The following is a 14291-nucleotide window of genomic DNA, read 5'->3' on the forward strand; positions in this document are numbered from 1 at the left end:
CTCAACGCTTCTTTATAACGCTCTTGCAAAAGAGGCTAACGTTATAGGAACAAGCGAATAAGTGCACATGGTGGATGCCTTGGCGATTACAGGCGATGAAGGACGTAGTAGCTTGCGATAAGCTGCGGGGAGCTGGCAAACAAGCTTTGATCCGCAGATTTCCGAATGGGGAAACCCGGCCGTAAGGTCATCGTTATCTGAATACATAGGGTAACGAAGCGAACGTGGCGAACTGAAACATCTAAGTAGCTACAGGAAAAGAAATCAACCGAGATTCCCAAAGTAGTGGCGAGCGAAATGGGATCAGCCTGCAAGATTTAGCATCAACGATAGCAAAACGGAATGGAAAGTCCGGCCATAGTGGGTGATAGCCCCGTATGCGAAATCGATGGTGTGGAACTAGGCTTGCGACAAGTAGGGCGGGACACGTGAAATCCTGTCTGAACATGGGGGGACCATCCTCCAAGGCTAAATACTCGTAATCGACCGATAGTGAACCAGTACCGTGAGGGAAAGGCGAAAAGAACCCCGGAAGGGGAGTGAAATAGATCCTGAAACCGTGTGCATACAAACAGTAGGAGCCTCGAAAGGGGTGACTGCGTACCTTTTGTATAATGGGTCAGCGACTTACATTCAGTGGCAAGCTTAACCGAATAGGGAAGGCGTAGAGAAATCGAGTCCGAATAGGGCGTTCAGTCGCTGGGTGTAGACCCGAAACCAAGTGATCTATCCATGGCCAGGTTGAAGGTGCGGTAACACGCACTGGAGGACCGAACCCACTAATGTTGAAAAATTAGGGGATGAGCTGTGGATAGGGGTGAAAGGCTAAACAAACTTGGAAATAGCTGGTTCTCTCCGAAAACTATTTAGGTAGTGCCTCAAGTATCACCATCGGGGGTAGAGCACTGTTATGGCTAGGGGGTCATCGCGACTTACCAAACCATTGCAAACTCCGAATACCGATGAGTGCGAGCTTGGGAGACAGACGCCGGGTGCTAACGTCCGACGTCAAGAGGGAAACAACCCAGACCGCCAGCTAAGGTCCCAAAGATTGGCTAAGTGGAAAACGAAGTGGGAAGGCTAAAACAGTCAGGAGGTTGGCTTAGAAGCAGCCATCCTTTAAAGAAAGCGTAATAGCTCACTGATCGAGTCGTCCTGCGCGGAAGATGTAACGGGGCTAAGCCAGTCACCGAAGCTGCGGATATCCGTAAGGATATGGTAGGAGAGCGTTCTGTAAGCCTGTGAAGGTGTCTTGTAAAGGATGCTGGAGGTATCAGAAGTGCGAATGCTGACATGAGTAGCGATAATGCGGGTGAAAAGCCCGCACGCCGTAAGCCCAAGGTTTCCTGTTCAACGTTCATCGGAGCAGGGTGAGTCGGCCCCTAAGGCGAGGCAGAGATGCGTAGCTGATGGGAAGCAGGTTAATATTCCTGCACCGTCGTTAGATGCGATGGGGGGACGGATCGCGGAAGGTTGTCCGGGTGTTGGAAGTCCCGGTTCTTGTATCGAAGAAGGCTGTTAGGCAAATCCGGCAGCGTAATTCAAGGGTATGAGACGAGCGAACTTGTTCGCGAAGCAATCGGAAGTGGTTCCAAGAAAAGCCTCTAAGCTTCAGTCTAACGAGACCGTACCGCAAACCGACACAGGTGGGCGAGATGAGTATTCTAAGGCGCTTGAGAGAACTCGGGAGAAGGAACTCGGCAAATTGGTACCGTAACTTCGGGATAAGGTACGCCCAAGTAGTTTGACTGGCCTGCGCCAGAAGGACAAAAGGGTTGCAATAAAATGGTGGCTGCGACTGTTTAATAAAAACACAGCACTCTGCAAACACGAAAGTGGACGTATAGGGTGTGACGCCTGCCCGGTGCTGGAAGATTAAATGATGGGGTGCAAGCTCTTGATTGAAGTCCCAGTAAACGGCGGCCGTAACTATAACGGTCCTAAGGTAGCGAAATTCCTTGTCGGGTAAGTTCCGACCTGCACGAATGGCGTAACGATGGCCACACTGTCTCCTCCCGAGACTCAGCGAAGTTGAAATGTTTGTGATGATGCAATCTACCCGCGGCTAGACGGAAAGACCCCATGAACCTTTACTGTAGCTTTGCATTGGACTTTGAACCAATCTGTGTAGGATAGGTGGGAGGCTTTGAAGCAGGAACGCTAGTTTCTGTGGAGCCAACCTTGAAATACCACCCTGGTTTGTTTGAGGTTCTAACCTTGGTCCGTTATCCGGATCGGGGACAGTGCATGGTAGGCAGTTTGACTGGGGCGGTCTCCTCCCAAAGTGTAACGGAGGAGTTCGAAGGTACGCTAGGTACGGTCGGACATCGTGCTAATAGTGCAATGGCATAAGCGTGCTTAACTGCGAGACTGACAAGTCGAGCAGGTACGAAAGTAGGACATAGTGATCCGGTGGTTCTGTATGGAAGGGCCATCGCTCAACGGATAAAAGGTACTCTGGGGATAACAGGCTGATTCCTCCCAAGAGTTCATATCGACGGGGGAGTTTGGCACCTCGATGTCGGCTCATCACATCCTGGGGCTGTAGCCGGTCCCAAGGGTATGGCTGTTCGCCATTTAAAGTGGTACGTGAGCTGGGTTTAAAACGTCGTGAGACAGTTTGGTCCCTATCTGCCGTGGGCGTTGGAAGTTTGAAGGGGGCTGCTCCTAGTACGAGAGGACCGGAGTGGACGAACCTCTGGTGTATCGGTTGTCACGCCAGTGGCATTGCCGAGTAGCTAAGTTCGGAAGAGATAACCGCTGAAAGCATCTAAGCGGGAAACTCGCCTTGAGATGAGACTTCCCGGGAACTAGATTCCCCTAAAGGGTCGTTCGAGACCAGGACGTTGATAGGTCAGGTGTGGAAGCGCAGTAATGCGTTAAGCTAACTGATACTAATTGCCCGTGCGGCTTGTTCCTATAACATTAGCTCTGTTATAGACGAGTTGAGCATATATTGTGTTTGCCCTAGTGCATCACACCCCAGAATCTAATTACTTCTTCCAGTTTGAGTTGCTTGCTGCTCCGTTCGAGAGCAAGGAACTATACAAGTTATGCCTGATGACTATAGCAAGTTGGTACCACCCCTTCCCATCCCGAACAGGACCGTGAAACGACTTCGCGCCGATGATAGTGCTGCAACCAGTGTGAAAGTAGGTCATCGTCAGGCTTGTTACTCCCAAGAACCCTCGTTACGTAAGTAGCGAGGGTTTTTGCTTTGCGGCGGCAAAAACACGCACCCATCCCACCCGGCTGCATGCGATTCTACAGGGCCGCTTTTATTAGCATCGCCCTCCTGCTCTCATCAGGCTGACCTCAACTTGGGTTCAAGTGACGCGGATAGCAGAGCTGGTAAGGAGCGGACACTCCGCCGGCTGCCTACTAATCAGCTGGCGTTGCGTTGTAGAGGCCATGCCTCTGTGTTAGTAGTGCCTACCCACTGCTGCACACTGCGAGTACGCGGGAAAAATATCGTGCACAAACACTGGGGATAGCCCCGCTAAAACTCTCTGACGGTGTCCCAATCCTCACCGTTATCGGCATGCAGCCAAGCTTGCTTCCCATCGCAACACCCCACCGATGCGACTTCCTGCTGAACTATTCCACAGTTCACAACAACTAGAGCCAACGCAATCGATCAGACTTATACACAGTGATTGATGACGAGCATCTCGTCCGTTGCACCTGCGTCGATGTCTTATCCACAGCCAGAACGATCTGGCACACCCGCTCGATCATCTTATGCACAAGCAAAAATAAAATAGCCTTCGCATAGTCTTCCTATACGACCACAGCACCGACATTACTAACACCCGCCCATCAAGCCCGTAATCTCGCGAGACAATAAAAATGCCGGCATGGCCGGCATCTCTAACAATTCACACGCATAAGCAGATCAACAGTATCACGCTGATCTATCCACAAGTCCGCCTCCAGACTGGATTCCAGCCAAGATGCCCACAACAGGAACAAGAACCCAGGCAAGAGAAATACTTATACACAGCATCTTCGACAACAACCTGCAATCAGAGCATCCCGCATTCCAGGGCCGGGGAAAATCTAAGTTTTCCACAGCCCTTTCAAACTCAGCCAGTCACCGCTCTGAAATGCACCAACGCATCCAGTCCCTCGACCCGGCCAGCATCGTCCACCCGATTGCGCAAGCTGATGGTCGCCTGCATTGAGTCCACGATCTCACCGCAGATCGTCAGTCCCAGTCCACCTGACGAAGATCCATTCGAGGAAAACGCCTTGAAGACATTTTCCATGGCCGGTGCGTCGATACCCTTCCCGCTATCCCAGATCAGCAACTCCGCCACCTCGTCCCTTGCGCTGATGCGAATCCCCAACCGTCCCCGCACCGGCGTATGCCGTATGGCGTTGTGCAAGAGATTGGAGATCAGCTCGCCGATCATCCACGGATGTCCCATCACCAGTATCTTCTCGGCTTCCAGCTCAAAGTCCAGGTCCTTCTCCGCAATCAGCGGCGACAGGTCCACTGCCGTCTCACGCGCCAGCATGCCCAGATCACACACCTCCTGCGCACCCCGTCCCCGTATCTGCTCGACCTTGGCCAATGACAGCAACTGGTTGGCCAGGTTGGTCGCCCGCTCTACCGTTCCGGACATCTCCTGCAGGATCTCCTGCGCCGGTGCATCCCCGCGCAAGCCAGACTGCAACTGCGTCTTCAATACCGCCAGCGGAGTACGCAACTGGTGCGAGGCATTCGCCACAAAGCGCTGTTGATGATCCAGCAGGCGCCGCAAACGCGCCATCAACTGGTTCAGCGCATTGATGAAGGGTTGCAGCTCACGCGGCGCCATCGGCGGCGCCACCGGAGACAGATCGTCTGCAGGCCGTTCATCCAGCTGACGGCGCAAGGCATCCACAGGTTGCAAGGCACGCCGCACTACATACAGGGTCACCGACACGATCACCACCAGCAAGGCCGCCTGTCGGATCAGCGTTTCCCAGAAGATCTTGCGTGCCAATGCACTGCGGTTCTCCATGGTCTCCGCCACCTGCACCAGGGCCGCACCACGCGGGTCATTGGTCACCACCGGCTGGAACAGTGCGGCCACCCGCACCGGGACGCCGTTGTAATTGTCTTCGTAGATATGCGCCAGCGCCGGATAGATGGCCTCCTTGTCCGCCTTGCCCTTATAGGATGGCAAGTCGGCATCACCGTCGAAGAACTTGCCTTCCAGGTCATTGATGCGATAGATCATCCGGCTCGAATAATCCGCCTCGTAGATTTCCAGCGCTGCATACGGTAGCGAGGCCTTCAGCTCGCCATTCTCGATACGAAGCAGATCACCGATGGAATGCACCGAGGCGATCAGCATGCGGTCATAGGCCGTGTTCACCGACTCCAGCGTATTGCGATACAACGAGAAGGAATCAATGATGATGAACAGGGCAATCGGCGAGATGATCCACGCCAGCAGATAGGCGCGCACCGAGCGGCGCCGCGAAAACAGATGCGCCACGTCCTCAGTCCCCGCCGCCCTGCTGCTGCCTGTCGCGCAACAGATAACCCAGGCCGCGCAAGGTCATGATCTCAGCACCGGTCTCCATGAGCTTCTTGCGCACCCGATGCACCACCACTTCGATGGCCTCCAGTTGCGTATTCTCTTCCATCGGGAATACCAGCCGGAACAGCTTTTCCTTGGTCACCGCATGTCCCGGCTTGGCAATCAGCGCCTTGAGCAGCGTATGCTCGCGCGGCGTCAACTCCAGCGGATCGTCACCACGATAGAAGGCTCCCGATCCACGATCGAAGCGCAGTCCGCCACAACGCTGCACGCCATCATCGGCATTGGTGCGCCGCCGCAGCAAGGCACGGATGCGCGCATCCAGTTCATCGAGATCGAAGGGCTTGGCCAGGTAGTCGTCGGCGCCCGCGTTCAGACCCACCACGCGATCGCCCACCGCGCCGCGCGCGGTCAGCACGATCACCGGCGTGCCGATATCCTGCGAGCGGATCCGCTGCAGCAGGTGCAGGCCGTCCAGCCCGGGAATGTTGAGGTCCAGTACCACCAGGTCGCCGACCCCATCCTTGATGTGCGACAACGCACTGATGCCATCGCCGCAATGCGTGACCTGAAAACCCCGTCGCTCCAGCGCCCTGAGCAGCGCACGCGACATGTCGATGTCGTCCTCCACCAGCAGGATATGCATGATGTCCCATATCGTTATCGTTGGTAAGCCGCCTTTATACCGCCAAACCTCCCCCAGCGCGAGCCCTGTGCGGATGGGCTTTGAAAGCAGATTGAAAGCCACCGGAAAGGCAGCTGCAAGGAAACCCCCGCTTTGGCAAGGTCCCGCAGTAGTAAAAGCCGCGCCCCTCGCCTACACTCCCGCACATCGCCGGCCAGCACCTGATTTTGTCAGCCGTCGCGACCGGCACCAAGACCAAAACCATCTCTAGGAGACAGCATGACCCAGCGTCTGATCAAGACCCTGTTGGCACTCGCCCTGGCCGCACCGGCCATCGCCTTCGCCCAGGACACCTGCACCAACCGCGGTGACCTCGACCAGCAATACTGCGACGCCAATAACGACCTCACGGCCGACACCCCCACCGATCCCAAGAAGCTGAAGAACCCCAATACCCTGGTCTTCACCTTCACCCCGGTGGAAGACCCGGCCGTCTACGACAAGATCTTCAAGCCCTTCACCGACTACCTGTCGCAGTGCACCGCCAAGAAGGTGGTGTTCTTCCAGGTCCAGTCCAATGCCGCTGAAATCGAAGCTATGCGCTCCGGTCGCCTGCACGTCGGCGGCTTCTCGCCCGGCCCCACCAACTTCGCCGTCAACATCGCTGGCGCCGTGCCGTTCGCTGTCATTGGCGACGCCAAGGGCTACCAGGGCTATACCCTGAACGTGATCGTGCGCAAGGACAGCCCCATCCAGAAGATGACCGATCTGAAGGGCAAGAAGGTCGCGCACACCGCACCCTCCTCCAACTCCGGCCACATGGCACCGATGGCCCTGTTCCCTAAGCTGGGCGTGACCCCGGACAAGGACTACAAGGTCATCTTCTCCGGCAAGCACGACCAGTCCATCCTGGGCGTGAACTCGGGTGACTACGACGCAGCCGCCATCGCCTCCGACGTCTTCGACCGCATGGTCGAGCGCGGCGTGATCAAGGCCGAGAACTTCCGTGTCATCTGGCACAGCGAGAAATTCCCGACCCAGGACTTCGCCTACGCGCATGACCTGGAGCCGAACTTCCGCGACAAGATGCTCAAGTGCTTCTACGACTACCGCTTCACCGATGAGCTGAAGAAGGCCTTCGCTGGTTCCGATCGCTTCTACCCGATCAACTACAAGAAGGACTTCGAAATGGTGCGCTTCGTCGCCCATTCCGCCGGTGAATCCTTCAACCGCGCCGCCTACGACAAGCAGAACGCCGGCAAGAAGTAAGAACCTGGCCTGAGCCTCCCACCCGTGGCCGTCCTGGCCCGGGTGCTGCAGTAGCCGCCCTACACCGAATCAAGCAACACGGCCCGTGCCCACCGCACGGGCTGCGGCCCCTCGCATCCCGCGAATGGCCGCGCATCACCAGAGAAAGCGCCTCCCATGTCACACGCCATCGAAATCCAGGGCCTGGTCAAGGAATACAAGCCCGGCCATCCCATCCTCAAGGGCATCGACCTGAAGATCGGCGATGCCGGCCTGGTCGCCATCATCGGCCCTTCCGGCACCGGCAAGTCGACCCTGATCCGCTGCATCAACCGCCTGGTCGACCCCAGCCGCGGCGCGATCTGGTTCGAAGGCGAAGGCAAGCGCGTGAACCTGGCCGAGCTGCGCGGTCGCGCCCTGCGCGAGCAGCGCCGTCACATCGGCATGGTGTTCCAGGAATACAACCTGGTCGAGCGCCTGTCCGTGATGGAAAATCTCCTGTGCGGACGCCTGGGCTACGTCAACGCGTTCACCGCCTGGCGCCGCAACTTCAGCAAGGAAGACATCGCCCACGCCTTCGAGCTGCTGGACACCGTCGGCCTGGGTAATTTCGCCAACCAGCGCGCCGATGCGCTTTCCGGTGGCCAGCGCCAGCGCGTGGGCATCGCCCGCGCCCTGATGCAGCGCCCGCGCCTGCTGCTGGCCGACGAGCCGACCTCCTCGCTGGACCCCAAGACCTCCTTCGAGATCATCTCGCTGTTGAAGGAACAAGGTCGCGCCCAAAAGATCCCCGTCATCGTCAACATCCATGATGTCGAACTGGCCAAGCGCTACGCCGACCGCATCATCGGCATGTCCGGCGGCCACGTGATCTATGACGGCAATGCCGAGAACCTGTCGGATGACTTCCTCAAGCAGATCTACGGTGGCGAGGACTGGCTGGCATGACAACCGCAACTCCCCCCACCCCACAGAACACCGGCGCCCGCGTGAGCCTGGCCTTCAAGCCGCAGCTGGTCACCCGCGTGGTGATCTGGCTGATCGCCCTCTACGCGATCTACGCCGCCACTCAATTGGGATTCTCCTGGGAGCGCTTCTCGTCCGGCCTGGGCAATGGCGCCAAGTTCCTCGGCCGCATGTTCCCGCCTGACCTGTCCAAGGGCGACATCCTCTGGGGCGGCATCAAGGAAACCCTGCAGATCGCAGTGCTGGCCTCGCTCTTCGGTATCCTGCTGTCGCTGCCCATCGGCCTCATGGGGGCACGCAACCTGATGCCGGCATGGATCTCCTGGCCCGCACGCGCACTGGTGTCGGTCTGCCGTTCGCTGCACCCGGTGATCGTGGCCATCCTGTTCGTCAAGGCGGTCGGCTTTGGCGCCCTGGCCGGCGTGCTGGCGCTGATCGTCGCGTCCATCGGTTTCATCGGCAAGCTCTTCGCCGAAGCCATCGAGGAAATCTCCATCAAGCAGGTCGAAGCCATCCGCGCCACCGGTGCGTCCTTCATGAACGTGATCCTGTTCGGCGTACTGCCGCAGGTGATGTCGCGCTTCGTCGGTTTCTCCACCTACCAGCTCGACTCCAACCTGCGCAACTCCACCATGGTCGGCATCGTCGGCGCCGGTGGCGTGGGCGGCGTGCTGTTCTCCGCCTTCCAGCGCTTCGACTACGACTTCGTGCTCACCATCCTGGTCACCATCATCACCATCATCGTCGTCGGCGAACTGCTGGCGAACTCGGTCAAGAAGGTCTTCAATGTCTGATACCGTCCTCTCCCGTCCCCCGGCCGCGCTCACTCCGGCCGAGCGCGAATGGCAGCGTCACACGCCGCTGCAGCGCGTGCTGCGCTTCACGGTGTGGCTGGTCATCGCGCTGGCCGTGGTGCAGTCGCTGCGCTATATCGAAATCATCCCCGAGTTCCTCTACGATGCTCCGGAACAGATGAGCGACATGCTCTCCCGCATGTGGCCTGTCGACTGGGAATACTTCGGCACCGACGTGAAGGCCGGCCTGATCGAAACCCTGCACATCGCCACCCTCGGCACCCTGCTCTCCATCGTCCTGGCCATTCCCTTCGGTCTGCTGGTCGCGCCCAACCTGACTCGCAACCGTGCCTTGAACCTGTTCGCCCGCATCGTGCTGGTGGCCAGCCGCTCGGTCAATTCGCTGGTCTGGGCGTTGCTTTTCCTGGCCATCTTCGGGCCTGGCCCGCTGGCGGGCACCCTGGCCATCGCCTTCCGCTCCATCGGCTTCGTCGGCAAGATGGCCGGCGAAACCATCGAGCAGATGCCGCGTGGTCCGATCGAAGCCCTGCAGGCCTCGGGTGCCAGCAAGTTCTCCGAGATCTGGTACGGCTACTGGCCTCAGCTGAAGCCCGCCTTCATGTCCATCGTGCTGCTGCGCTGGGATATCAATGTGCGTGAATCGGCCGTGCTGGGCATCGTCGGCGCCGGTGGCGTGGGCATGGTGCTGGACACTGCCCTGAACCTGTTCCAGTGGCCGCGCGTGGCCACCGTGCTGGTCTCCATCTTCGCCATCGTGATCGTCACCGAAGTGGTGGTGACCCAGATCCGCAAGCGCATTCTCTAATCCTGAAGCGAGGCCTGCATGAAAGCACGTGGCACCGAAGGCATCACCTATCCCCCGCAATACGACCTGCTGGTGGTCGGCGGCGGCATCAACGGCGCCGGTATCGCCCGTGACGCCGCCGGACGCGGCCTCTCGGTGGCGCTGTGCGAGCAGCACGACCTGGCGCAACATACCTCGTCGTCCTCCAGCAAACTGATACACGGCGGTCTGCGCTACCTGGAGCACTACGAGTTCGGCCTCGTGCGCAAGGCCCTGATCGAACGCGAAGTGCTCCTACGCAGCGCTCCCCACATCATGTGGCCCTTGCGCTTCGTCATGCCGCACGACCAGGGCCAGCGCCCGGCCTGGCTGATCCGCCTGGGCATGTTCCTCTACGACCACCTGGCCCGGCGCGAACTGCTGCCCGGCTCGCGTGCGCTGGACCTGCGCCGTCACCCCTCGGGTGCGCCCCTGAAGTCGCAGTTCACCCGTGGCTTCGTCTATTCCGATGGCTGGGTGGATGACGCGCGCCTGGTGGTATTGAACGCCATGGACGCCGCCGAAAAAGGCGCCCACATCATGACCCGCACCCGGTGTGAATCCCTGAGCCGCCAGGACCAGGGCTGGCAAGCCGTGCTGCGGCGCGCCGATGGTCATGCCATGCAGGTGCGCGCACGTTGCGTGGTCAACGCCGCCGGTCCCTGGGTGGCCCAGTTCCTGGGCGACGCAGCCCACGTGCACTCCAGCAAATCGGTACGTCTGGTCAAGGGCAGCCACATCGTGGTCAAGCGCCTGTTCGACCACGACCATGCCTACATCTTCCAGAATCCGGATGGCCGCATCGTCTTCGCCATCCCCTACGAACGCGACTTCACCCTGATCGGCACCACCGATATCGAATACAAAGGCAAGGTGGAAAACGTCGCCATTTCCGAGGACGAGATCGGCTATCTGTGCCAGCTCGCCAATCGCTATTTCGACCAGCCCATTACCCCGGCCGACGTGGTCTGGTCCTACTCCGGCGTGCGTCCATTGCTGGAGGATGCCGCCGCCGACGCCTCGGCCGTCACCCGCGACTACCAGCTCGACCTGAACACCCAGGGCGCCCCGCTGCTCTCCGTCTTCGGCGGCAAGATCACCACCTTCCGCAAGCTGGCTGAAGAAGCGGTGGACATGATCGCCCCCGTGCTCGGCAACCAGCGCGGCGCCTGGACCGAGGGCGGCTGCCTGCCGGGCGGCGACCTGTTCGGCACGAAGCCGGCCAACCGTTCTGTGCGCGAGTTCGATCAATACGTTTCAAGTCTGCAGCAGCAGTACTACTGGCTGCCGGCATCACTGTTGCAGCGATACGCGCGAGCCTACGGCAGCCGCACGCATGGGCTGCTGGAAGGAAAGAAGAGCTTGGAAGAGATGGGAGAAGAGATTCTGGGCGGGCTGTACGCCGCCGAGGTGGACTATCTGTTGCGCCACGAATGGGCCACCAGCGCGGCCGACATCCTGTGGCGGCGTTCCAAGCTCGGCCTGCATTTCCCCAAGGGCAGCGAGGCCGTGCTGGACGCCTGGCTGGCCGCGCGCGGCGGCCAGCCGGAGGTAGAACAATCGCTTCAGGCCGCCAGCAGGTAGGCACCCACGGCGGCGATACCCACGCCGCCGATGCGCACCACGCGGTCGGCCATCTTCTGGCCGGCCACCAGGCCGATACCCAGACCGGCCGCATGCAGCAGCGCGGTCGCGGCAATGAAGCCGGCGCCATACAGGGCGGCCGAGCTACCGTGCGGCAGTTCTGCACCGTGGGCATAGCCATGGAACATGGCGAACAGCGATACCACCAGCGTGCTGCCCCACAGCGGCATGCGTACCGCAAACGCGATCAGCAGACCCAGCACCGCCACCGAAGCAGCAATCCCCGTTTCCACGGCCGGCACCTGCAGGCCAGTGAAGGCCAGCAGCGCACCCACCACCATCATCAGCGGGAAGGCCAGCGGCAGCACCCACAGGGCGCGCTGCTTGCTTTGTGCCGCCCACAGGCCCACGGCCAGCATGGCCAGCAGGTGATCCACGCCCGAGAACGGGTGGGCGAAGCCGGCGGCCATGCTGGCCGTGGCATCCATGGTAGAACCGGGATGGCCCGGGTGGGCCAGCGCGGAGCCGGCCGCCAGTGCGGTGACGGCCAGCACGCCCAGACGGGCGCGGGTCTTGGTGGTGAGTGCAAACATGATTTCTCCTTGGGCAGATTCTGTAAAAAATGACAGGCGGGTCTAAGTTGTAGGGGCAGCGTCGCACAGTCGATACGATGCGCTTTCCGTTCGGACTGAGTAGCGGCTCTGCCGCGTATCGAAGGCGCTCGGTCGTGACGTCTTCGATACGGCCCTGTCGGGCCTACTCAGTCCGAACGGTAGTCATTGATTCAAGCCGCGTTCATTGAACTGGCTTCTGGTCCAGCAAGCCCTGCTTGCGGATGTACTCAATCACCTTCTCCACCCCATCGCCACTGCGCAGGTTGGTGAACACGAAGGGGCGTTCGCCACGCATGCGCTTGGCATCGGCCGCCATGATATCGAGATTTGCGCCCACATAGGGTGCCAGGTCGGTCTTGTTGATGATCAGCAGGTCGGAGCGGGTGATGCCGGGTCCGCCCTTGCGCGGGATCTTCTCGCCACCGGCCACGTCGATGACGTAGATGGTCAGGTCCGACAGCTCGGGGCTGAAAGTGGCCGCCAGGTTGTCGCCGCCGGACTCCACCAGGATCAGGTCCAGGTCGGGGAAGTCGGCGCTCATGCGGGCGATCGCCTCCAGGTTGATCGAGGCATCCTCGCGGATGGCCGTGTGCGGGCAGCCACCGGTCTCCACCCCCATCAGGCGATCGGCCGGCAGCGCATCGGCGCGCAGCAGGATCTCCATGTCTTCCTTGGTGTAGATGTCATTGGTGATGACGGCCATGTCGTAATGGTCGCGCATGCGCTTGCACAGCATTTCGCACAGCGCCGTCTTGCCGGAACCGACCGGGCCGCCGATGCCCACGCGCAGCGGATTGGAAGTGGGATTGCTCATGGTTGTCTCTTGGTTCGTGAAGCTACGTTAATGATATAAATGATCAGGAGCGATAGATGCGGCTGTACTGCACCTCATGCTGCATCGACAGCAGCGACAGTCCCGGCGCCCAGTTGCACAGATCATCGTCCTCCAGCGTCAGCGCGGTCGCGGCCGCCTGCTCCAGTTCAGGCTGCAACGATAGCAGGATGCGCTGTCCGGCCACCTGACCCAGCGGCACCGTCTTCACGCAGGCCAGCACCTGGTTCTCGGCCCAGGCGAAGAGCATGCCCAGCACCGCCGCCTCCCGTGGCACCTGCAGCGCCACCGTGGCAAAGGCCAGTGCGGTAGGCAGCGGCACTTCCGGCTGTGCCTGCAACAGCGCCAGCAGCTCGGCGTCGCCCAGCTTCAGGTCGGCGACCAGCTTGCCCAGCGAATAACCCATCTGGATGGTCTCGGCGCGGAACTCCGAGGTATCGCGCGCCGCCACGAAGCGCTCGGTCCAGCGCGTGACCGCCTCGACATCGCGAGATTCAAAGGCCGCCACCAGTCGCGCAAAGATAGGCGCCTCGAAGCGCGCCACCACCTCATGCAGCGCATGGCCGATCCAGTCGCGTGCCGCCGCTTCGCTGTTGACCCGCCCGTTCTCAATGGCCGCCTCCAACCCTTGCGAATAGCTGTAGGCACCAATCGGCAGGGACGGGCTGCTCAGTTGCAGCAGATGCAGCAAGGCGCTGGCGTGCATGGATCAGCCCTCGTCCTTCTTGTCGCTGGGCCGATGGATCTTCTGGCGCAGCGGAATCGGGGCCAGCGGATTGTGATGATGGTCGTCACCGTGATGGTGATGACCACCGCCATAGGCACCGGCTTCCGGTTCGAAGGCGGCTTCTTCTTCCGACACGCGTGCGCCCAGACCTTCCAGCATTTCCTTGAGCACCGGGTCCTTGCGGATACGCAGGAAGCCCACGCCACCCGCATGGCCGATATGCGCCTGGGTATGACGATTGCCGAGGTGGAAGGCGCAGCGCAGCAGCAGGTGCGCGTCGGCCGCATCGACCCGGTAGGTGGCCTCGGCCTTGGCGATGATCTTGACTACGCGGCCATCGTCGCCGCGCAGCAGGTCGCCATCGCGCAGCACGGTACCGCGCACGGTGAACACCGCCACATCCTCGCCCGAGCGCAGCGTGGCGCGCAGGCGGCTCTTCTCGCGCTGGTCGTAGGGCAGTTCCAGTTCACCGTCGATCTGCGCGGCCTGGTCTATCTTGGTATTGAGAGTCAGCATGAAAGAT

11 protein-coding genes and 2 rRNA genes are annotated in these 14291 nt (G+C 60.1%); 7 read left to right on the forward strand and 6 right to left on the reverse strand.

The annotated features are described in order from the left end of the window. Positions 1–47 precede the first annotated feature (47 nt). Positions 48–2919 (forward strand): 23S ribosomal RNA (locus tag ACEOAC_RS01325). A gap of 137 nt (positions 2920–3056) precedes the next feature. Beyond that, positions 3057–3169 (forward strand): 5S ribosomal RNA (gene rrf / locus ACEOAC_RS01330). Between the two features lie 916 nt (positions 3170–4085). Here rrf and ACEOAC_RS01335 read toward each other — a convergent pair. Together ACEOAC_RS01335 and ACEOAC_RS01340 are read right to left on the reverse strand one after the other, a co-directional pair. After that, positions 4086–5489, reverse strand: coding sequence for a sensor histidine kinase (locus tag ACEOAC_RS01335; protein WP_006464644.1), 1404 nt, complete (start codon positions 5487–5489; stop codon positions 4086–4088). A 4-nt stretch (positions 5490–5493) separates the two neighbouring features. After that, positions 5494–6180: a response regulator transcription factor gene (locus ACEOAC_RS01340; RefSeq protein ID WP_077237274.1), complete on the reverse strand. Its 687-nt coding sequence runs from the start codon at positions 6178–6180 to the stop codon at positions 5494–5496. A gap of 258 nt (positions 6181–6438) precedes the next feature. Here ACEOAC_RS01340 and phnD point away from each other — a divergent pair, with 258 nt between their 5' ends. The 5 genes from phnD (at position 6439) to glpD (ending at position 11595) form a co-directional block, all read left to right on the forward strand. After that, entirely contained in the window at positions 6439–7428 is a 990-nt protein-coding gene (gene phnD, locus ACEOAC_RS01345) for a phosphate/phosphite/phosphonate ABC transporter substrate-binding protein (RefSeq protein ID WP_006464642.1), read from the forward strand. Positions 7429–7584: 156 nt separating this feature from the next. Beyond that, positions 7585–8355 (forward strand): phosphonate ABC transporter ATP-binding protein, encoded by a 771-nt coding sequence (gene phnC, locus ACEOAC_RS01350; RefSeq protein ID WP_006464641.1) that lies wholly within the window; start codon positions 7585–7587, stop codon positions 8353–8355. Further along, entirely contained in the window at positions 8352–9167 is an 816-nt protein-coding gene (phnE, locus tag ACEOAC_RS01355; RefSeq protein ID WP_413445569.1) for a phosphonate ABC transporter, permease protein PhnE, read from the forward strand. The genes phnC and phnE (ACEOAC_RS01355) overlap by 4 nt, the downstream gene beginning before the upstream one ends. After that, positions 9160–9993: a phosphonate ABC transporter, permease protein PhnE gene (gene phnE / locus ACEOAC_RS01360; protein WP_006464639.1), complete on the forward strand. Its 834-nt coding sequence runs from the start codon at positions 9160–9162 to the stop codon at positions 9991–9993. Before phnE (ACEOAC_RS01355) ends, phnE (ACEOAC_RS01360) begins: the two co-directional genes overlap by 8 nt. Before the next feature lie 18 nt (positions 9994–10011). Next, positions 10012–11595: a glycerol-3-phosphate dehydrogenase gene (gene glpD / locus ACEOAC_RS01365; RefSeq protein WP_413628646.1), complete on the forward strand. Its 1584-nt coding sequence runs from the start codon at positions 10012–10014 to the stop codon at positions 11593–11595. Here the strand turns inward: glpD and ACEOAC_RS01370 are convergent. From ACEOAC_RS01370 to ureE, 4 genes are all read right to left on the reverse strand, one after another. Further along, on the reverse strand, positions 11577–12188 hold the full coding sequence (locus tag ACEOAC_RS01370; RefSeq protein ID WP_006464637.1) for a HupE/UreJ family protein: 612 nt from the start codon (positions 12186–12188) through the stop codon (positions 11577–11579). The genes glpD and ACEOAC_RS01370 overlap by 19 nt on opposite strands. Positions 12189–12390: 202 nt before the next feature. Continuing rightward, a complete protein-coding gene (gene ureG / locus ACEOAC_RS01375) occupies positions 12391–13023 on the reverse strand; it encodes an urease accessory protein UreG (RefSeq protein WP_234295095.1) in 633 nt (210 codons plus the stop codon). A 43-nt stretch (positions 13024–13066) separates the two neighbouring features. Beyond that, the gene (locus tag ACEOAC_RS01380) at positions 13067–13747 is read right to left on the reverse strand and encodes an urease accessory protein UreF (protein ID WP_413443593.1); all 681 of its coding nucleotides are present in this window, start codon (positions 13745–13747) and stop codon (positions 13067–13069) included. Between the two features lie 3 nt (positions 13748–13750). After that, positions 13751–14284 (reverse strand): urease accessory protein UreE, encoded by a 534-nt coding sequence (gene ureE, locus ACEOAC_RS01385; protein ID WP_006464634.1) that lies wholly within the window; start codon positions 14282–14284, stop codon positions 13751–13753. Between the last annotated feature and the right edge of the window lie 7 nt (positions 14285–14291).

This window comes from Herbaspirillum frisingense, assembly GCF_047325095.1.
GTDB lineage: Bacteria > Pseudomonadota > Gammaproteobacteria > Burkholderiales > Burkholderiaceae_D > Herbaspirillum > Herbaspirillum frisingense.

What these genes read in the sequence shown, in the direction of transcription:
- ureG (WP_234295095.1), bottom strand. Translation starts at nt 13,023, where the DNA reads ATGAGCAATCCCACTTCCAATCCGCTGCGCGTGGGCATCGGCGGCCCG.
- ACEOAC_RS01370 (WP_006464637.1), bottom strand. Translation starts at nt 12,188, where the DNA reads ATGTTTGCACTCACCACCAAGACCCGCGCCCGTCTGGGCGTGCTGGCC.
- glpD (WP_413628646.1), top strand. Translation starts at nt 10,012, where the DNA reads ATGAAAGCACGTGGCACCGAAGGCATCACCTATCCCCCGCAATACGAC.
- ureE (WP_006464634.1), bottom strand. Translation starts at nt 14,284, where the DNA reads ATGCTGACTCTCAATACCAAGATAGACCAGGCCGCGCAGATCGACGGT.
- phnE (WP_006464639.1), top strand. Translation starts at nt 9,160, where the DNA reads ATGTCTGATACCGTCCTCTCCCGTCCCCCGGCCGCGCTCACTCCGGCC.
- phnC (WP_006464641.1), top strand. Translation starts at nt 7,585, where the DNA reads ATGTCACACGCCATCGAAATCCAGGGCCTGGTCAAGGAATACAAGCCC.
- phnE (WP_413445569.1), top strand. Translation starts at nt 8,352, where the DNA reads ATGACAACCGCAACTCCCCCCACCCCACAGAACACCGGCGCCCGCGTG.
- phnD (WP_006464642.1), top strand. Translation starts at nt 6,439, where the DNA reads ATGACCCAGCGTCTGATCAAGACCCTGTTGGCACTCGCCCTGGCCGCA.
- ACEOAC_RS01340 (WP_077237274.1), bottom strand. Translation starts at nt 6,180, where the DNA reads ATGCATATCCTGCTGGTGGAGGACGACATCGACATGTCGCGTGCGCTG.
- ACEOAC_RS01380 (WP_413443593.1), bottom strand. Translation starts at nt 13,747, where the DNA reads ATGCACGCCAGCGCCTTGCTGCATCTGCTGCAACTGAGCAGCCCGTCC.